This window comes from Micromonospora cabrerizensis (assembly GCF_022230955.1).
In the GTDB taxonomy this organism is placed as follows: Bacteria; Actinomycetota; Actinomycetes; order Mycobacteriales; family Micromonosporaceae; genus Micromonospora; species Micromonospora cabrerizensis.
In genome coordinates this window covers 1-17,525 of record NZ_JAKKFI010000009.1, presented here as the reverse complement: position 1 = coordinate 17,525, position 17,525 = coordinate 1, and the positions used below count along the sequence as shown (strand labels likewise).

Annotated in this window: 16 protein-coding genes; 8 read left to right on the top strand and 8 right to left on the bottom strand. The window is 71.5% G+C overall.

All coding sequences use genetic code 11. The annotated features are described in order from the left end of the window. Positions 1-74: 74 nt before the first annotated feature. Positions 75-1,640, top strand: coding sequence for an aldehyde dehydrogenase family protein (locus tag LADH09A_RS01325; protein ID WP_238642894.1), 1,566 nt, complete (start codon positions 75-77; stop codon positions 1,638-1,640). A 29-nt stretch (positions 1,641-1,669) separates the two neighbouring features. Further along, entirely contained in the window at positions 1,670-1,819 is a 150-nt protein-coding gene (locus LADH09A_RS01320; protein ID WP_238642893.1) for a hypothetical protein, read from the top strand. Positions 1,820-1,831: 12 nt separating this feature from the next. Here LADH09A_RS01320 and LADH09A_RS01315 read toward each other — a convergent pair whose 3' ends face one another. Together LADH09A_RS01315 and LADH09A_RS01310 are read right to left on the bottom strand one after the other, a co-directional pair. Then, positions 1,832-2,896, bottom strand: a complete 1,065-nt coding sequence (locus tag LADH09A_RS01315; RefSeq protein ID WP_238642892.1) for a GNAT family N-acetyltransferase — start codon at positions 2,894-2,896, stop codon at positions 1,832-1,834. A gap of 90 nt (positions 2,897-2,986) precedes the next feature. Beyond that, a complete protein-coding gene (locus LADH09A_RS01310) occupies positions 2,987-3,688 on the bottom strand; it encodes an ACT domain-containing protein (protein ID WP_238642891.1) in 702 nt (233 codons plus the stop codon). Positions 3,689-3,837: 149 nt separating this feature from the next. Here LADH09A_RS01310 and LADH09A_RS01305 point away from each other — a divergent pair, with 149 nt between their 5' ends. Both LADH09A_RS01305 and LADH09A_RS01300 read left to right on the top strand, forming a co-directional pair. Next, positions 3,838-4,917, top strand: coding sequence for a phosphotransferase family protein (locus tag LADH09A_RS01305; protein WP_238642890.1), 1,080 nt, complete (start codon positions 3,838-3,840; stop codon positions 4,915-4,917). Next, positions 4,917-6,128 (top strand): acyl-CoA dehydrogenase family protein, encoded by a 1,212-nt coding sequence (locus LADH09A_RS01300; RefSeq protein ID WP_238642889.1) that lies wholly within the window; start codon positions 4,917-4,919, stop codon positions 6,126-6,128. Before LADH09A_RS01305 ends, LADH09A_RS01300 begins: the two co-directional genes overlap by 1 nt. A gap of 28 nt (positions 6,129-6,156) precedes the next feature. Here LADH09A_RS01300 and LADH09A_RS01295 read toward each other — a convergent pair whose 3' ends face one another. From LADH09A_RS01295 to LADH09A_RS01270, 6 genes are all read right to left on the bottom strand, one after another. Beyond that, entirely contained in the window at positions 6,157-7,203 is a 1,047-nt protein-coding gene (locus LADH09A_RS01295) for a LacI family DNA-binding transcriptional regulator (RefSeq protein WP_238642888.1), read from the bottom strand. 82 nt (positions 7,204-7,285) lie between these two features. Then, positions 7,286-8,707, bottom strand: a complete 1,422-nt coding sequence (locus tag LADH09A_RS01290) for a GH1 family beta-glucosidase (protein ID WP_238642887.1) — start codon at positions 8,705-8,707, stop codon at positions 7,286-7,288. Then, a complete protein-coding gene (locus LADH09A_RS01285; protein WP_238642886.1) occupies positions 8,704-9,546 on the bottom strand; it encodes a carbohydrate ABC transporter permease in 843 nt (280 codons plus the stop codon). Before LADH09A_RS01285 ends, LADH09A_RS01290 begins: the two co-directional genes overlap by 4 nt. Before the next feature lie 10 nt (positions 9,547-9,556). After that, positions 9,557-10,528, bottom strand: a complete 972-nt coding sequence (locus LADH09A_RS01280; protein WP_238642885.1) for a carbohydrate ABC transporter permease — start codon at positions 10,526-10,528, stop codon at positions 9,557-9,559. A 109-nt stretch (positions 10,529-10,637) separates the two neighbouring features. Further along, entirely contained in the window at positions 10,638-11,927 is a 1,290-nt protein-coding gene (locus LADH09A_RS01275; RefSeq protein WP_238642884.1) for an ABC transporter substrate-binding protein, read from the bottom strand. 303 nt (positions 11,928-12,230) lie between these two features. Beyond that, positions 12,231-12,794, bottom strand: a complete 564-nt coding sequence (locus tag LADH09A_RS01270) for a plasmid pRiA4b ORF-3 family protein (protein ID WP_238642883.1) — start codon at positions 12,792-12,794, stop codon at positions 12,231-12,233. 150 nt (positions 12,795-12,944) lie between these two features. Here LADH09A_RS01270 and LADH09A_RS01265 point away from each other — a divergent pair, with 150 nt between their 5' ends. From LADH09A_RS01265 to LADH09A_RS01250, 4 genes are all read left to right on the top strand, one after another. Then, complete coding sequence (locus LADH09A_RS01265) at positions 12,945-13,691, top strand: pyrimidine reductase family protein (RefSeq protein WP_238642882.1); 747 nt, start codon at positions 12,945-12,947, stop codon at positions 13,689-13,691. A gap of 148 nt (positions 13,692-13,839) precedes the next feature. Beyond that, positions 13,840-15,594 (top strand): ATP-binding protein, encoded by a 1,755-nt coding sequence (locus LADH09A_RS01260; protein ID WP_238642881.1) that lies wholly within the window; start codon positions 13,840-13,842, stop codon positions 15,592-15,594. A gap of 19 nt (positions 15,595-15,613) precedes the next feature. Further along, positions 15,614-16,762, top strand: coding sequence for an exonuclease SbcCD subunit D (locus LADH09A_RS01255; protein WP_238642880.1), 1,149 nt, complete (start codon positions 15,614-15,616; stop codon positions 16,760-16,762). After that, on the top strand, positions 16,762-17,525 hold a 764-nt coding region (locus LADH09A_RS01250; RefSeq protein ID WP_238642879.1), incomplete at its 3' end, for an AAA family ATPase. The genes LADH09A_RS01255 and LADH09A_RS01250, both read left to right, overlap by 1 nt.

The window sequence follows — 17,525 nt, the reverse complement described above, 5'->3', positions numbered from 1 at the left end:
TCGCCGCGAGACAGTACGGCTCATCAGCGGTGTCATCGACGCCGCCGCTCCCCGGTCGACCCTGAGGAGAAGCGATGGCACTACGACTCGCCGACGGCACCGCCTGGTCCGACGTCCTGGCCCGCGCGGTGGCCGCCACGCCAGAAGCATTCGGCGCCGAGGTGGACGGCGTCACCACCCTGCACAACCTGGTCGAGGGCGAATGGCGGGCGACCGGTCAGCCCGCCCCGGTTCGCACCCCGGTGGACAACACCGTCGTCGTCAACCTGCGCCGGCTCGACGCCGACACCGCCCGCGCCGCGGTCCGGCACGCCGCCGCCGAGCACCGGGCCTGGGCTCTGACCCCGCTGGCCGACCGCAAGGCTCGGGTCTCCGACGCACTGGACTCCCTCACCGCCCACCGCGACCTGCTCGCCATGCTGCTGGTCTGGGAGATCGGCAAGCCCTGGCGGCTGGCCTGCGCCGACGTGGACCGCGCGCTCGACGGCGTCCGCTGGTACGCCGACGAGATCGACCGGATGCTCGCCGGCGGTCGCGAGCCACTGCCTGGACCGGTCAGCAACATCGCGTCGTGGAACTACCCGATGAGCGTCCTCGTGCACGCCGAGCTGGTGCAGCTGTTGGCCGGCAACGCGGTCATCGCCAAGACCCCGTCCCAGGGCGGCGCGGTCTGCCTGACCGTCGCGCACGCGCTGATGCGCCGCGCCGGCCTGCCCGCGACCCTCGTCAGCGGCGGTGGTGAGGAGTTGTCCGAGGTGCTCGTCCGGGCACCCGAGATCGGTGCCGTCGCGTTCGTCGGCGGGCGCTCCAACGGCGGCAAGGTGGCAGCCGCGCTGCTCGACACGGACAAGCGGCACTTCATCGAGCAGGAGGGCCTCAACGCCTGGGGCATCTGGAACTTCTCCCAGTGGGACCTGCTGGCCGCCCACCTGAAGAAGGGCTTCGAGTACGGCAAGCAGCGCTGCACCGCGTACCCCCGGTTCGTGGTGCAACGTGACCTGGTCGACGAGTTCCTCGACATGTATCTGCCCGTCGTCCGCTCGGTGCGCTTCGGCCACCCGCTGGCCGTCGGCGACGACTGGGCCGCCGGCGACCCGCTGCCCGAGCTGGACTTCGGGCCACTGATCAGCGCGGCCAAGGCCGACGAGCTGCACCGCAAGGTGGACGAGGCGGTCCGCGGCGGGGCGGTCCCGCTGCACCGGGGCAAGCTCACCGGCGCGCCGTTCCTGCCCGGGCAGGACACCTCGGCGTACGTGGCGCCGGCGGTGCTGCTCGCGCCGCCCGGCCGGTCCCGGCTGATGCACGCCGAGCCGTTCGGGCCGGTCGACACGATCGTCGTGGTGGACACCACCGACGAGCTGCTGGCCGCGATGAACGCCTCCAACGGCGCACTGGTCGCCTCCCTGGCCTGCGACGACACCGACGAGGCCAGCAAGCTCGCGGTGGACCTCCAGGCCTTCAAGGTGGGCATCAACAAGCCGCGCTCGCGGGGTGACCGGGACGAGCCGTTCGGCGGCCGGGGCGCCTCCTGGAAGGGCGCGTTCGTCGGCGGCGACCTGCTGGTGCAGGCGGTCACCGTGGGCGGCGACAGCCGGCTCTACGGCAACTTCCCCGACTACAACAGCTACCCCGCCACCTGAGGTCGTCGCCGGCCCCCTGTCGACGCCTCGTGCGTGGACCGGGGGCCGGCGGCGTACCGTCGGACTGGCGGCACTATCCCACCGACCCGCACCCGACCGAACCCCCGTACGTCGTGCTCGCCGACTCGGAGGGCAACCGGTTCTGCGTGTCCGGCCGCCGGGAACCCCCGGTGCGGTGACCCGGGCCCGCCCTACGTGCCAGGCGTCGAGAGGGTGCCCTTCCTCTCCGCGGCGAGCGGGACGGTGAGGGTGAGCAGGGCGCCGTCGCGCTCCGCCGAGCTGGACCGGTTCAGCCGGCGCAGCGTCCGCAGCATCGCGCCGTTGTCGGCCTGGACGTGCAGCACCAGCGCCGCGTAACCGGCCCGGTCGGCATGTTGGGCCAGCCGGCGCAGCAGCGAAGACCCGAGCCCTCGCCGCTGCCAGTCGTCACGCACCAACAGCGCCACCTCGGCCTCGTCACCCTCGCCGAGCAGGTTCGCCAGGGCGACCACCGACTCCGCCGCACCGTCCGCGCCGGTGGCCGTGGCCACCAGGGCGAGCCCTCGGCTCGGCTCCAGCAGCCGACGCAACCGGGCCGGCTGCGGCACCGCCGCCCCACCCAGGTAACGCCGGTGCCGGCTGCGCGGCGAGCACGCCTCGTGCAGCTCCACGACACCGGGCAGGTCGTCCGCGCAGGCTGGCCGCACGGCCACCTCGGCACCGTCGGGCAGCACCAGGGTGATCTGCTCGGCGGCCCGACGGACCACGGTGGCGGCCAGCTCGACCAGGGCCTGCGCCCGCGCGTACTCCGCCGGGGTGAAGGCGGGCGCGACCCGGCGCAGCGAGAACGAACCGCCCGCCGGGTCGGCCAGCAGCATGGTGGCGCCGGTGATTCCCCGCTCGACGCCGGTCGACGCGGGTCGCCAGCTGACCGAGTCGGCGCCGAGCAGGGCCCGCAGCGCCGCACCCGTCGCGTCCGGGTCACGCACCAGTCGGTTGGCCAGCCCGAGCACCCGGGTGGGCTGGTCGGCCAGGCCGCGCGCCTCGCTGCGCGCCACCCAGCAGTCCCGGCCCCGACCCCGCTCGACGGCCGCGATCAGCCCGGCCTCGTCCAGCGCGTCCGGCGCGTCGACCAGGAAGTCGTCCACCGCACCCTGCTCGGTGGGCTGCACCTGCACGGTGAGGATGTTGACCCCGCGCAACGCGAGGCTCGCCGTGAGCACCGACAGGTATCCCGGTCGGTCGTCCACGGTGGCTCGAATCCGCCACAACGTCATGGTTGGCTCCCTTCCCCACCTCAGAGCCTCGCCCTCGCCTGTTGCCGCCGGGTTGCTCCGCGGTGTCGGCCCGGGAACTCCTCGGGTCGCTCAGGGGCCGGCGACCACCGGGGGCGCGCCGACCAGGTCGAGCCGGTCACCGAGGATCACCGCGCAGGCCCGGACGAGCTGGGTGAGGCGGTCCACCTCGGTGCTGTGGAACGCGGCGGCGGACAGGGTCTCGCTCCGCTCGCGCGCCACCACCAGCACCAGGCCCGCCCGTCCGAACGGCGCGACCGCGTGGTGGGTGCCGTCGGGCGTGGTCACCGACCGACCCCGCAGCGGGGTCACCTCCGGCAACCGCAGGGGTACGGGTGCACGCCAGCTCGCGTGCCCCACGGTCGCCCCGCCGCCCCCGGTCCGCGAGGCCCAGTCGACCGGCACCACGGCGGCGACGGCCCAGTCGGCTGCCAGCAGACCGGGCACCGCGTCGACAAGGGTGGCGAGCCCGTCGGCCGGGTTGGCCGCGACCTGGGCCAACAGCTCCGCGTCCTGGCCGGTGGTGGTGGGCGCGCCGATCGCCCGCCACACGCCGTCCACCCGCACGCCGGGGATCGCCGCGAGACCGGCCAGCAGCCGCTCCACCCGCGCCGCGCCCGGCCAGACCACCGTGAAGTCGTCCACCGCGCGCCCGCCGAGCCGTTCGAGGACCACCACCTGGACGATGTCCGCGCCGGAGACGCCCAACGTGCGGGCAACCTGGCCGAGCGTGCCCGGACGGTCCGGCAGGGTGACCCGAACTCGCAGCAACATGTGTGTCCCTCCGCTCGGCGGGCCGGCGAGGTGCGGCCGGCAGGCTGGACCCAGCCTGGTCGTTGACCATTTCGTCCCTGTTGCAAAGGCATGTCCCCAGCGGAAAATCTCACATTGACAACGTGAGCGGGCTGCCATCAACTAGTCGGATGAGTGATCCGGCCGTCGATGCGTCGCGGCCGGAGGCCGTCCCAGGCTCTCCCACCGGGCTGGCCCTGGACCGACTCACCGACTATCTGGCCCGGCACCGACCCGAGCTGGCCGTCGGGCCACTGCGCGCCACCCTGATCGCGGGCGGCAAATCCAATCTCACCTACCTGCTGCGCCTCGGCGACCGTGAGGTCGTGCTGCGCCGCCCGCCGCTGGGGCACGTGCTGGCGACCGCGCACGACATGGCCCGCGAGTTCCGGGTCATCTCGGCGCTGGCGTCGACCGAGGTGCCGGTGCCCGGCGCGCTGCTGCTGTGCACCGACCCGGAGGTGATCGGCGCGCCGTTCTACCTCATGGAGCGGGTGCCCGGCGAGGTGTTCCGCACCCGCGCACAGACCGACCCGCTGGGCGACGAGCGACGCCGAGCCCTCGCCATGGCGATGATGGACACGCTGGCCGCGCTGCACAGCGTCGAGCCGTCCTCGGTGGGGCTGGGCGACTTCGGCCGCCCGGAGGGCTACCTGGCCCGGCAGGTCCGCCGCTGGGGCGGGCAGCTCGACCGCTCCCGCAGCCGTGATCTGCCCGGCATCGACGAGCTGCGGGACCTGCTGGCGGCGACCGCCCCGGAGGGCGCGAACGCCGGCCGGATCGTGCACGGTGACTACCGGCTGGACAATCTTCTCGCCTCGGCCGACCCGGTGGCCGTGCACGCCGTCCTCGACTGGGAGATGGCCACCCTCGGCGACCCCCTCGCCGACCTGGGGCTGCTCCTGACGTACTGGGACGTCCTCGGCGGCAGCGACACGGCCGACGGCAACCCGGTCGCCGACGGGCTCGGGCCGCGCGCCGGGTTCCCCACCGGCAGCGAGCTGATCGACCGGTACGCCGGGCGCAGCGACGTAGACGTCGGGCCGCTGCACTGGCACGTCGCGCTCGGCTGTTTCAAGCTCGCGGTCATCTGCGAGGGCATCCACTACCGCCACACGCTCGGGCAGACGCTCGGCGAGGGCTTCGACCGGATCGGCGAGATGGTGGCACCGCTGGTCGCACACGGGCTGACAGCCGCCAGGGAGCGGTGATGGACTTCTCATACGACAGCCGGACCGAGGAACTGCGCGGCGAGCTGACCCGGTTCCTGACCGAGCACGTCTACCCGGCCGAGTCCGTGCACGCCGAGCAGGTCGCCACGGGCGACCCGTGGTCGCGTACCCCGGTGTTGGCCGAGCTGAAGGCGGAGGCCCGCAAGCGCGGCCTGTGGAACCTGTTCCTCCCCGACCCGCGCTACGGTGCCGGCCTGACCAACCTCCAGTACGCGCCGCTGGCGGAGTTGACCGGGCGCAGCCCGCACCTGGCGCCGGAGGCGGTCAACTGCGCGGCACCGGACACCGGCAACATGGAGCTGCTGGCCGAGTTCGGCTCGGAAGCGCAACAGCAGCGCTGGCTGATGCCGCTGCTGGAGGGCGAGATCCGTTCCGCGTTCTGCATGACCGAGCCGGACGTGGCGTCCTCCGACGCCACCAACATCGCCACCCGGATCACCCGCGACGGCGACGAGTACGTGATCAACGGGCGCAAGTGGTGGTCGTCCGGCGCGATGGACCCGCGCTGCGAGATCTTCATCGTGATGGGCAAGACCGACCCGAACGCCGACCGGCACCGCCAGCAGAGCATGGTGCTGGTCCCCCGGGACACCCCCGGGGTGAACGTCCGTCGGGGCATGAGCGTCTTCGGTTACACCGACGGCTCACACGGTGGGCACGCCGAGATCGACTTCACCGACGTCCGGGTGCCCGCCGAGAACCTGATCGGCGCCGAGGGCACCGGCTTCGCCATCGCCCAGGCCCGGCTGGGTCCGGGCCGGATCCACCACTGCATGAGGCTGATCGGCATGGCCGAGCGGGCACTGGAGCTGCTGTGCCGCCGGGCCAACGAGCGGGTCGCGTTCGGTCGGCCGCTGGCCGAGCAGGGCGTGGTCCGGGAGTGGATCGCCGAGTCCCGGGTGCGCATCGAGCAGGCCCGGTTGCTGGTGCTCAAGACGGCCTGGCTGATGGACACCGTCGGCAACAAGGGCGCGCACACCGAGATCCAGGCCATCAAGATCGGCACTCCGGCGATGGCGGAGTGGGTCATCGACAAGGCCATCCAGGGGTACGGCGGCGCCGGCGTCAGCCAGGACACGCCACTGGCCGCCCTGTGGGCGCAGACCCGTACCCTGCGCCTGGCCGACGGCCCCGACGAGGTCCACCGCAACTCCCTCGCCAAGCGCGAACTCCGCCGCTGGGCCCCGTAACCCGCGTCGCCTGACCCTGACGTGGGGGTCAGGCGCTGGCGCGGTAGATCAGCTGGGTGTCCAGGAGGATGTGCGGGGCCGGGAGGTCCTCGCCGCGGATTCGGGCGACCAGCAGGCGGGCCATCTGTCGGCCCATCTCCTCCACCGGCTGGAAGACCGTGGTCAGCGGCGGCTCCGCCTGTTGGGCGATCGTCGCGTCGTCGAAGCCGATCACCGCGACGTCCTCGGGCACGCGCCGGCCGGCCTCACGCAGGGTACGCAGCGCGCCGAACGCCATGAGGTCGGACGCCACGAAGACCGCGTCCAGGTCCGGGCAGGAGTCCAGTAGCCGGCGCATGGCGGCCGCGCCGCTGCCCTCGCTGAAGTCGCCGTACGCGATCAGGTCGGGGTTGACGCCGCCCCCGGTGGCCTTGACCGCCTCGGTGTAGCCGGCCAGGCGGGCCAGGCCGGCGCCCATGTCCTGTGGCCCGGCGATGGTGGCGATGCGTCGACGCCCCAGCCCGGTCAGGTACTCCACCGCCTGCCGTGCCCCGCCAACGTTGTCCACGTCGACGAACCAGGCCGGTTGGGCGCCGGGTTGCAGCATCCGGGCGGGCCGACCGCCGAGCACGGCGGGCAGGCCGCGCTCCTCCAGCAGGGTCGGCAGCGGGTCGGAGTCGTGCAACGACAGCAGCAGCACGCCGTCGACGTGCTGGTTGGTCAGGTGGTGCTCGACCCGCTCCCGCTCGACCGGCGACTGCGCCATGGCCAGCCAGAGCTGCATCGGGGTCTCCAGCAGCGCGGAGCTGATGCCTCGCACGATCGAGGCGAAGAACGGCTCGGTGAAGACCCGCTCGCCGGACTCGGACACCACCAAGGCGACGGAGTCGGTGCGCTGGGTGACGAGGGCGCGGGCAGCCCGGTTCGGCACGTACCCCAGCTCGGCGATGGCCTGTTGGACCGCGGCCCGGGCCTCCGGGCTGACCTGGGGCGAGCCGTTGACCACGCGGGAGACCGTGCCCCGGCCGACGCCGGCACGCGCCGCGACCGCGTCGAGGGTCGGGCGCCCGAGCGACCGGGTGCGCTGCGTTGTCATCGTGTGCTCCTCCGACGGCGGACGGACCCGGCGCCACCTGCGTGAGGTGGACGCCAGGACCGTCCTGATGGCTGGCCCGAGCCTATTGTGCGGCCAGACCGTTGCGCCGGATCACCGAGGCGTACCACTTGGCGCTGGACTTGGGGGTGCGGACCTGGCTGTCGTAGTCGACGTGGATCATGCCGAACCGCTTGGTGTAACCCCAGGCCCATTCGAAATTATCCATCAACGACCAGGCGAAGTATCCCCGCAGGGGAACTCCGTCGTTGATCGCCTCGTGCGCGGCGCGCAGGTGGGCGTCGAAGTAGGCCAGCCGGTCGACGTCGTCGACCTCCCCGTCGACCAGCGAGTCGACGAACGCGGACCCGTTCTCGGTGACGTAGAGCGGCAGGTCGGTGTAGTCGTGCACCCGCCGCAGCGTCTCGGCCAGGCCCGGAGCGTCGATCTCCCAGCCCATGTCGGTGACCGGGACGCCCCGGGTGACGAACCGCACGTCCTCGCTGCCCGGCCAGCAGGAGGGAGCAGGGTCGGTGGCGTCGCCCTCGGTCGGTGCGGCGACCACATGCCGGCTGTAGTAGTTGACCCCGACCAGGTCCAGCGGCGTGGAGATGGTCGCCAGGTCGCCGTCGCGCACGTGGCCGAAGTCGGTCACCGTGCGCAGGTCGGCCACCAGGTCCTCCGGGTACGACCCGCGCAGCAGCGGGTCCAGGAAGAACCGGTTGGCCAGCCCGTCGATGCGCCGTGCGGCGTCGACGTCGGCGGGGGTGTCGCTGGCCGGGTCGACCGGGTAGAGGTTGACCGTCACGCCCACCTCGGCGGTCGGCCGGGCGGCCCGCAACGCCTGCACGGACAGGCCGTGACCGAGCATCAGGTGGTGCCCGGCACGCACCGCGTCCGCCCCGTTGGTGCGGCCGGGGGCGTGCACACCGGAGCCGTAGCCGAGGAACGCCGAGCACCACGGCTCGTTCAGCGTGGTCCAGTAGCGCACCCGGTCACCGAGCGCGTCGGCCAGCAGCGTCGTGTAGTCGGCGAAGCGGGCCGCGGTGTCCCGGGCCGGCCAGCCGCCGGCGTCCTCCAACGGCTGCGGCAGGTCCCAGTGGTACAGGGTGAGCCACGGCTCGATGCCGTTGGCCAGCAGCTCGTCGACCAGCCGCCGGTAGAAGTCCAGGCCCTGCGGGTTGGCCGCGCCGGCACCGCCGGGCTGCACGCGGGACCAGGAGACCGAGAAACGGTACGACTTCAGGCCCAGCTCGGCCATCAGCGCGACGTCGCCACCGAGCCGGTGGTAGTGGTCGCATGCGACGTCTCCGGTGTGCCCGGCGACGACGCGACCGTCCGTGTGGCTGAAGGTGTCCCAGATCGAAGGGGTACGGCCGTCCACGGCCGCCGCCCCCTCGATCTGGTACGCCGCCGTCGCGGCCCCCCAGAGGAATCCGGGCGGAAAGGTCAGCCCGGGGCGCTCGTCGAGGACGTCGACGGCGGGTGGGCTGGCGGGGTTGCTCACGACTTGACGGCACCTTCCATGATCCCGCCGATGATCTGGCGGCCGAACACGAGAAACACGAGTACCAGGGGGATGGTGCCGATCGCCGTGGCGGCGAACACCTGGGAGTAGTCGGTGTAGTAGGCGTAGGAGAGGAAGGAGAGCGAGACCTGGAGGGTCGGATTCTCCGGGGTGAGGATGGCGTACGGCCAGATGAACGAGTTCCAGGTCTCCATGAAGGTCAGCAGACCGAGCACGCCGGCGGCGGGACGCAGCGCGGGCAGCACGATGCTCCAGTAGATCCGGAACGTGCTCGCCCCGTCGACGCGGCCGGCCTCGATCAGCTCGTCGGAGATGGCCTGGCTGGCGTACTGCCGCATCATGAACACGCCGAAGGCGCTGACCAGGAACGGCACGGTGACCGCGTAGAGGGTGTCGTACCACCCCAGGTCCTGCATCATGGACCAGAGCGGGATGAGCCCCATCTGGGTCGGGATCATCATGGTGACGATGATCGCCAGCAGCAGGGCGTTGCTGCCCCGGAACCTCAGCTTGGCGAAGGCGAACCCGGCCAGTGAACCGGTGAGCACCACCGACACGGTGACCACCGAGGAGACGATGATCGAGTTCATCATGCCGGTGAGGAAGTTGGCGGCGTCGTTGTCGAGCACCCGCCCGAAGTTGTCACCGAACGCTCCGCCGGGGGTCAGCGGCGGCGGCACGTCGTTGATGTTGTCCAGGCTGCGACTGCCGATCACCAGCATGTAGTAGAACGGGTAGATCGACAGCAGCGCCGCCAGGACGAGTGCCACGTAGGTCAGCGGGCTGGTGCGCCACAGGCGCTGGGAAGCCGAGATCATCGATCTCTCCTCACTTCGCCGAGCGGCGGACGAGTAGGAAGTTGAACAGCGACACCACAACGATGATCATGAAGATGGCCCAGGCGACCGCGGCTCCGTAGCCGGCTGTGTTCAGGTTCGAGATGCCCATCTCGTACATGTACATGGCCAGCGTCTGGAACTCCCGCTGGCTGCCGCCGAGAATGTTGCCGTTGGCGAAGAGCAGTGGCTCGGTGAAGAGCTGCATACCGCCGATCGTGGACAGGATGACCACGAAGGTGAAGGTGGGCTTGAGCATGGGCAGGGTGATCTGCCAGAACTGCCGCCACGGGCCGGCGCCGTCGATCTCCGCGGCCTCGTAGAGATCCTTCGGGATCGCCTGCATGCCGGCGAGCAGGATCAGGGTGTTGTACCCGGTCCACCGCCAGTTGACCATCGAGGAGATGGCGAACCAGGAACTCCACCGTTGCCCGTCCCAGTCGACCGGGTCGACACCGACGAGGCCGAGCAGCCAGTTGAACAGGCCGAACTCCCGCTGGAACAGCATCCCGAAGACGATCGCGACCGCCGCCACCGACACCACGTTCGGCATGAAGATGGCCATCCGGAAGAAGGTCTTGGCGCGCAGGAGGGTCCGGTTGAGCAGGTTCGCCAGGAAGAGTGCGAGCAACAGCTGCGGGATGGTCGACAGGGCGAAGATGCCGAACGTGTTGACCAGCGCGTTCCAGAAGTACTCGTCGGAGAACAGCCGGGTGTAGTTGTCGAAGCCGATGAACGAGTGCTCGCCGATCATGTCCCAGTCGTGCAGCGACATCCAGGCGGTACGCACCATCGGGTACAACCCGAACGCGCCGAAGATCAGGAAGAACGGTGCGATGTAGAGGTACGGCGAGTACTTGACGTCGAGGCGGTTGAGTAACCTCCCCCGGCGCTGCCGGGAGGGGAGGTCGGGAGAAGGCGGTGCTGCTGGCGACGGCGGTGCCGTCGTGGCCGACAGGCTCATGCGAATGTCCTTTTCCGGCGAGGCCCGGGGGCCCTCGCGCAGGGCGCTACGCGGAGGGGACCGGCCGGTGGCGTCCGGGAAGCCCCGAACGCCACCGGCAGGGAATCACTCAGAAGGCACCCTGAGTCTTGGCGTCCTTCGTGAACTGCTCCCAGGCCTTCGCCTTGTCGGCCTGCCCGCTCTCGAACGCCCGCAGGGCCGGCTCGAGCGCGTTCTCCTTGATCGCCTGGTGCTTCGGGCCCAGGTGGGTCGGCTGGATCTTGGCGACGCTCTCCCCGAAGATCTTGCCGGTCGGCGCGTTGCTGAAGTACTCGTTGGTGTAGCTGGTGAACGCCTCGTTCTTCAGCGCCTCCAGGTTGGTGGGCAGCGGGCCCTTGGCCTTGAAGGCCTCCACCTGGCTCTTCGCGTTGGTCAGGTACTCGGCGAGCTTCGCCGCCTCCTTCGGGTACTTGGCCTGCGCCGGAACCGCGAGCCACGAGCCGCCCCAGTTACCGCCGCCGCCCGGCACGGACGCGACGTCCCACTTGCCCTTGTTGGCCGCACCGGAGTTCTCCGTGACGATGCCGAGCATCCAGGACGGGCAGAAGGTGGCCGCGAAGGTGCCCTGCTTGAAGCCACCCGACCACTCCGGCGACCAGGTCTGCGCCTTGGCGGAGATGTCCGCCATCGACGTGGCGGTGTCCCAGGCGTTCTTCACCGCGGGGCTGGTGTCCGCGATGATGTTGTCTTCCTTGTCGTAGAACAGGTCACCGCCACCCTGGAACATCACGCCGTTGGAGACGGCGGTGATCGAGTCGATGAACGCCTTGCCGCCGCTGCCCTGCTTGTACTTCAGACCGGCGTCGTGGAAGCCCTTCCAGTCCGACCAGAGCGCCGACACCTGGTCGCGCTCGGTGGGCAGACCGGCGGCCTGGAACAGGTCCTTGCGGTAGCAGACGGCGAGGCTGCCGACGTCGGTCGGCAGGCCGATCAGCCGGCCGTCCGGTGCCTTGCCCAGCTCCCACTTCCAGGGCAGGAACTCCTTGGAGTGGTCGGCGACCAGCGGGTTGAGGTCGGCCCAGTTGCGCGCGTTGGGCTTGAACTCGTTGAGGATGCCCTCTTCCAGGGCGGTGACGTCCGCCGCGCCCTTGCCGGTGGCCAGGTAGCGGACCAGCTTCGGCCGGTACTCGGCGAGCTGCGCGGTCTTGCGCAGCTCGACCTTGATGCCGGTGTCCTTCTCGTACTGCTTGACGAGCTCGTCGTAGCCCATCTCGCCGAAGGTGTCGACGACCAGCTTGGCCGGCTTCTCGCCGGCTGCCGGCTTGTCGTCGTCGTTGCCGCAGGCTGCGAGACCGCTGACCGCGGTGATCGCGGCCAGGGCAGCGGCCGCCAGGCGGGTACGCCGCGTGGTGACACTCATTCGCTGACCCCTCTTTCCGGTGGTGAGGCTGATGTGTGTGGTGGGGGGGTGCTCATCGCGCCACGCCAGGGTGTGTGAGTGACCCATGCCACCGCCGGGAGCGCTCCCATGAGATTGCCGACAGGTAACGAGAGTGTCAATAGGGCGTTGGGAGCGTTCCCAGATCGTTACCGCTGATCACTCCCGCCCCGCGCACCCCAACCACACCCCGGTGATCAAGAGGTTTCGGTCAGGAAACAGAGCCCTGCTGACGCAAACCTCTTGATCGACAAGGCGAGACCCCGGTGGGGTTGGGGTGGGGCCTCAGCAGAAGCGGCGGAGGAGGGTGGTTGCGCGGTCGGGGTCGAAGCGGGACGGGTCGAAGGTGGAGCCCGCCCAGTCGCGCAACGTCGCGTGCCGTGGATCGACCGGGCCGACCGGGTCGTCCTCGTCGGCCAACGCGACCAGGAGCGCCTCGTAGCCCAGCGGCCCGCCGACACCCTCCGGCGGGCAGGCCCGCTCACCGTCCAGGCAGGCCGGGTACCGCTCGTCGGGGTCGACGGTCAGCGCGTCCTCCACGACCAGGTCGTGCTCCCACCAGTCGCCGAAGTCGTACGTGTAGGAGAACCGGCTGCCCTTGCCGAGCACCGCGTCCAGCCGCGCGTCCAGCTCGTCGTGCAGCGCCAACTCCCCGTCCGGGTCGGGCTCGCCGTACTGCACACCGTCGATCTCGAACGAGTGCAGGTGGCAGTCGCGCCAACCCATCGCGTGCTGCACCACCCGGTGCAGCCGGTCCAGCGTGTAACCGGCCGGCACGAGCACCCGGCGCCACACCGGCGGGCGGACGCCGACGAGGGACATCTTCAGCTGGAAGATCTGACGGGGCATGCTGTCCTGGCCTCCCGCGGCTTAGGCTGCGAGCATGATCTGCCGAGCGTGCCGGGCCCGGCGACACGACGACTGCCCGGGCCGGAACTGGTGCGACTGCCAGCACCGTACCGCCGAACCGACCCCTCCGGTCACCGGTCCGGCCGGCGAATGAGCGTCGGAATTCCGATCCGACGGCTCTGGCCCGAGCCGTCGACGCAGCCACTCGACGACGCCGCGCTGACCGCGCTCTACGGCCGCGCCCCCGAGCCCCGACTGCGGGTCAACTTCGTCGCCAGCCTGGACGGCGCGGTCACCCTGGACGGCTACTCCGCCGGGCTCTCCGGCCAGCCGGACAAGCGGGTGTTCGGCGTGTTACGGATGGTCTGCGACGCGCTGGTGGTTGCCGCCGGCACGCTGCGCCACGAGGGATACCGGGCGGTCCGCCTCGACGAGCGCCGCCGCGCCTGGCGACGCGAGCACGGGCTGGCCGAGTACCCGACGCTGGTGGTCGTCTCCGGCTCACTCGACCTGGATCCCGCGCAGGCCGCCTTCGCCGACGCGCCGACCCGACCGATCGTGCTCACCCACGCCGACGCCGACCCGCCGCCCGGCCTGACCGACGTCGCCGACCTGCTGCGCTGCGGCGCCGACCGGGTCGACCTGGCCGCCGGCCTCACCGAGCTGCACCGACGCGGGCTGACCCAACTGCTCTGCGAGGGCGGCCCGCACCTGTTCGGCGCGCTCACCGCCGCCGACCTGGTGGACGAGCTGTGCCTCACCGTCTCGCCGCTGCTGGCCGGGCCGGGCCCGGGCCGGGTCACCGCCGGCGACGCCGCGCCGCCCCGACACCTCACCCTGGGGCACGTGCTGGCCGCCGAGGACGGCGTCCTCATGCTCCGCCACGCCCGCCCGTAACGGGCCGTCGTGCGGTCACACACCCACCGTCGTGGGTGTGACGGCGCATGGTGTCGTCCGCCGCGTCGCGTGGCGACCTGTCGTACTCCTCGGGCAGGATGCACCTCATGGTTCCCGACCGTGCTGCCCGACCGACCCGAGCCGCCCGATGACCGACGCCGATCTCGACAGCCCGGGCGAGGCGGTCGGGCGCGTGCTGGGCACCGCCGACGCCACCCCGTTGCAGTTCTGGACGGCCGTGGCGCCCGGCAGCTACCTCCAGCTCGACGACGTGGTCGTCACCCGGCGGGAGCTGCCCAACCGGGAGCCGGTGACGATCGCCGGCGTCGTCACCCAGGTCCGCGCTCGGCACGAGGGCGCCCAGTTCGACTCCGACGTGTTCGCCATCGCCGACGGCACGCTGCCCGCGCAGGTGCAGGAGGCGGCCGAGATCACCACCACCCGGGTCGATCCGGAGCTGTACGTGCCGCCGACCCCGGGCGCGGTGGTGCACCGGGCCGAGGGCGACGCCCGGGCCCGCGCGCTGCACTTCGACCGGATGGAGCGGCGCATCCCGATGGGGATGGGTCGGGACGGCGTCCCGGTCTACCTCAACGCCGACTTCCTCGACGGCAGCCGTGGCGCGCACGTCTCGATCTCCGGCATCTCCGGGGTGGCCACCAAGACCAGCTTCGCCACCTTCCTGCTCTACTCGGTCTTCCGCTCCGGCGTGCTGGGCGGCGACGCGGTCAACGCCAAGGCGCTGATCTTCAACGTCAAGGGTGAGGACCTGCTCTTCCTGGACCACCCCAACACCCGCCTCGACGAGCCGACCCGCGCGTCGTACGCGAAGCTCGGGTTGAGCGCCGGCGCCTTCCCCGACGTGCGGGTCTACGCCCCGCCGCGGGTCGGTGACGCGGCCGGCACGCCGGATGTGAGCAGCCGGCTCACCGGGGTGGACTCGTTCTACTGGACGCTGGACGAGTTCTGCGCCGACCGCCTCCTGCCGTACGTCTTCGCCGACGCCGACGACGAGCGCCAGCAGTACACGATGGTGGTCCACTCGGTGGCCGCGCACCTGGCCCGCTACGCCCAGCCCGCCGACGGCGGGGTGAGCATCGACGGCGTCCGGCTCGGCTCCTACGGCGATCTGGTCGACCACATCGTCGACCAGCTCAACGACGACGAGACCCGCTCCGACTGGGCGGGCAGCGCGGTCGGTCTGGGCACCGTCAACGCGTTCGCCCGGCGGTTGATCGGCAGCAAGAAGGACCTCGCCCGGCTGATCCGTGGCGACCTCGCCACGCGTCGCCCGCACTCGATCAACACCAGCGAGTCCGCCCAGGTCACCGTCGTCGACCTGCACAACCTTCCGGACCGCGCACAGCGGTTCGTGGTGGGTGTGACGCTCAAGAGCGAGTTCGAGCGCAAGGAGAAGTCCGGCACCGCCAAACCGTTGCTCTTCGTCGTGCTCGACGAGCTCAACAAGTACGCCCCCCGGGAGGGCTCCTCGCCGATCAAGGAGGTGCTGCTCGACATCGCCGAGCGGGGCCGCTCACTCGGGGTGATCCTGATCGGCGCCCAGCAGACGGCGAGCGAGGTGGAGCGGCGCATCGTCACCAACTCGGCGATCCGGGTGGTCGGTCGGCTCGACCCGGCCGAGGCGTCCCGCCCGGAGTACGGTTTCCTCCCGCCCGCACAACGCCAGCGGGCGCTGCTGGCCAAGCCGGGCACCATGTTCGTCAACCAGCCGGACATCCCCGTGCCGCTCTGCCTGGAGTTCCCGTTCCCGGCCTGGGCGACCCGGGTCTCCGAGGCGGGCCGGGCACCATCGGAGACGCTGCGCTCGATCACCCAGTCCGCGGACCCGTTCGCGGTGGTGGGCTCCGGCGGCGGCAGCACCGACGACGACATCCCGTTCTAGCTAGGGGCCGGCAACAGCCATGAAGATCCTGCACACCTCCGACTGGCACGTGGGAAAGGTGCTCAAGGGGCAGTCCCGGGCCGAGGAGCACAAGGCCGTGCTGGCCGGGGTGATCGACATCGCCCGGGCCGAGCAACCGGATCTGGTGATCGTCGCCGGTGACCTCTACGACACCGCCGCGCCCACCTCGGAGGCGACCCGTCTGGTCACCCGGGCGCTGACCGCGCTGCGCCGCACCGGCGCGGACGTGGTGGCGATCGGCGGCAACCACGACAACGGTCCCGCGCTGGACGCGCTGCGTCCGTGGGCCGAAGCCGCCGGCATCACGCTGCGCGGCGGGGTGCGGGAAAACCCGGACGAGCACGTGATCGACGGCACCACAGCCGGCGGCGAGCGGTGGCGGCTGGCCGCGCTGCCGTTCCTGTCCCAGCGGTACGCGGTGCGCGCGCTGGAGATGTACGAGCTGACCGCGGCGGAGACCAACCAGACGTACGCCGACCACCTGGGCCGGGTGCTGGGGCGACTGACCGAGGGTTTCGACGAACCGGACCGGGTGCACCTGGTCACCGCGCACCTGACGGTGACCGGCGCGACCACCGGCGGCGGCGAACGCGACGCGCACACCGTGCTGGGCTACGCCGTGCCGGCGACCGTCTTCCCGGCCACCGCGCACTACGTGGCGCTGGGCCACCTGCACCGGGCGCAGCGGGTCATCGGCCCCTGCCCGGTGCGCTACAGCGGCAGCCCGCTCGCGGTCGACTTCGGTGAGCAGGAGAACATCCCCTCGGTGACGATGGTCGAGGTGACGGCCAGCACCGCCGCCCGGGTGCGGGAGGTGCCGGTGACCGCGGCGAGCGCGCTGCGTACGGTGCGGGGCACCCTGGCCCAGCTCGCCGAGATCGAGGCTCCGGACGCCTGGCTGCGGGTGTACGTGCGGGAGCAACCCCGCGCCGGCCTGCGCGAGGAGGTGCAGGAGCTGCTCCCCCGGGCGCTGGAGATCCGCATCGACCCGGAGCTGCTGGCCGCGCCGGGCAGCGGTGCCCGCATCGCGCAGCGCTCGGGGCGTTCGCCACGGGAGTTGTTCGCCGACTACCTGGACAGCCGGGGCCACGCCGACGAGGGCGTCCAGGAACTCTTCGACGAGCTCTTCGAGGAGGTCGAGCACTGATGCGTCCGATGCGCTTGGACATGGCCGGGTTCACGGTCTTCCGGGACGACACCACCGTCGACTTCACCGACGCCGACTTCTTCGCCCTGATCGGCCCGACCGGTTCGGGCAAGTCCACGGTGCTGGACGCCATCTGCTTCGCCCTCTACGGCATGGTCCCCCGCTGGGGCGGTGCGCGGGGGCTGGCGAACGCGCTCGCGCCGTCGGCGACCGAGGCCCGGGTGCGGCTGGTCTTCGAGTCCGGCGGGGCCCGCTACGTGGCGACCCGGGTGGTCCGGCGCGACGGCCGGGGCAACGTGAAGACCGCGAACGCCGGGTTGCAGCTGATGCCGGCCGGCTTCGACGTGACCAAACTGGACACCGGGTTGAGCCCGGACGACCTCGGTGAGGTGGTGGCCGGCACCCCCGCCGAGATGGAGCAGGCGGTGCTGGAGGCGGTGGGGCTGCCGTACGAGCAGTTCACCAGCTGTGTGGTGCTGCCGCAGGGGCAGTTCGCCGATTTCCTGCACGCCAAGCCGGCGACGCGGCAGCAGATCCTGGTCAACCTGCTGGGCCTGGGCGTCTACGAGGACGTGCAGAAGAAGGCGACGGCGCGTGCCGCCCAGGCGGACGCCCGACTCGACGCGGTCGACCAGGTGCTCGCCGGGCTCACCGGCGTGGACGACGAGGCGTTGGCCGAGGCCGAGGCCCGGGTCGAGCGGATGGCCGAGCTGGCGGCGGCGGTGACGGCCGCGGTGCCGGAGCTGTCGGCGGCCCGGGCCGC

Coding starts and splice junctions, on each gene's coding strand:
- LADH09A_RS01270 (WP_238642883.1), bottom strand. CDS start 12,794: ATGCCCCGTCAGATCTTCCAGCTGAAGATGTCCCTCGTCGGCGTCCGC.
- LADH09A_RS01255 (WP_238642880.1), top strand. CDS start 15,614: ATGAAGATCCTGCACACCTCCGACTGGCACGTGGGAAAGGTGCTCAAG.
- LADH09A_RS01265 (WP_238642882.1), top strand. CDS start 12,945: ATGAGCGTCGGAATTCCGATCCGACGGCTCTGGCCCGAGCCGTCGACG.
- LADH09A_RS01275 (WP_238642884.1), bottom strand. CDS start 11,927: ATGAGTGTCACCACGCGGCGTACCCGCCTGGCGGCCGCTGCCCTGGCC.
- LADH09A_RS01325 (WP_238642894.1), top strand. CDS start 75: ATGGCACTACGACTCGCCGACGGCACCGCCTGGTCCGACGTCCTGGCC.
- LADH09A_RS01310 (WP_238642891.1), bottom strand. CDS start 3,688: ATGTTGCTGCGAGTTCGGGTCACCCTGCCGGACCGTCCGGGCACGCTC.
- LADH09A_RS01260 (WP_238642881.1), top strand. CDS start 13,840: ATGACCGACGCCGATCTCGACAGCCCGGGCGAGGCGGTCGGGCGCGTG.
- LADH09A_RS01295 (WP_238642888.1), bottom strand. CDS start 7,203: ATGACAACGCAGCGCACCCGGTCGCTCGGGCGCCCGACCCTCGACGCG.
- LADH09A_RS01315 (WP_238642892.1), bottom strand. CDS start 2,896: ATGACGTTGTGGCGGATTCGAGCCACCGTGGACGACCGACCGGGATAC.
- LADH09A_RS01285 (WP_238642886.1), bottom strand. CDS start 9,546: ATGATCTCGGCTTCCCAGCGCCTGTGGCGCACCAGCCCGCTGACCTAC.
- LADH09A_RS01305 (WP_238642890.1), top strand. CDS start 3,838: ATGAGTGATCCGGCCGTCGATGCGTCGCGGCCGGAGGCCGTCCCAGGC.
- LADH09A_RS01280 (WP_238642885.1), bottom strand. CDS start 10,528: ATGAGCCTGTCGGCCACGACGGCACCGCCGTCGCCAGCAGCACCGCCT.
- LADH09A_RS01300 (WP_238642889.1), top strand. CDS start 4,917: ATGGACTTCTCATACGACAGCCGGACCGAGGAACTGCGCGGCGAGCTG.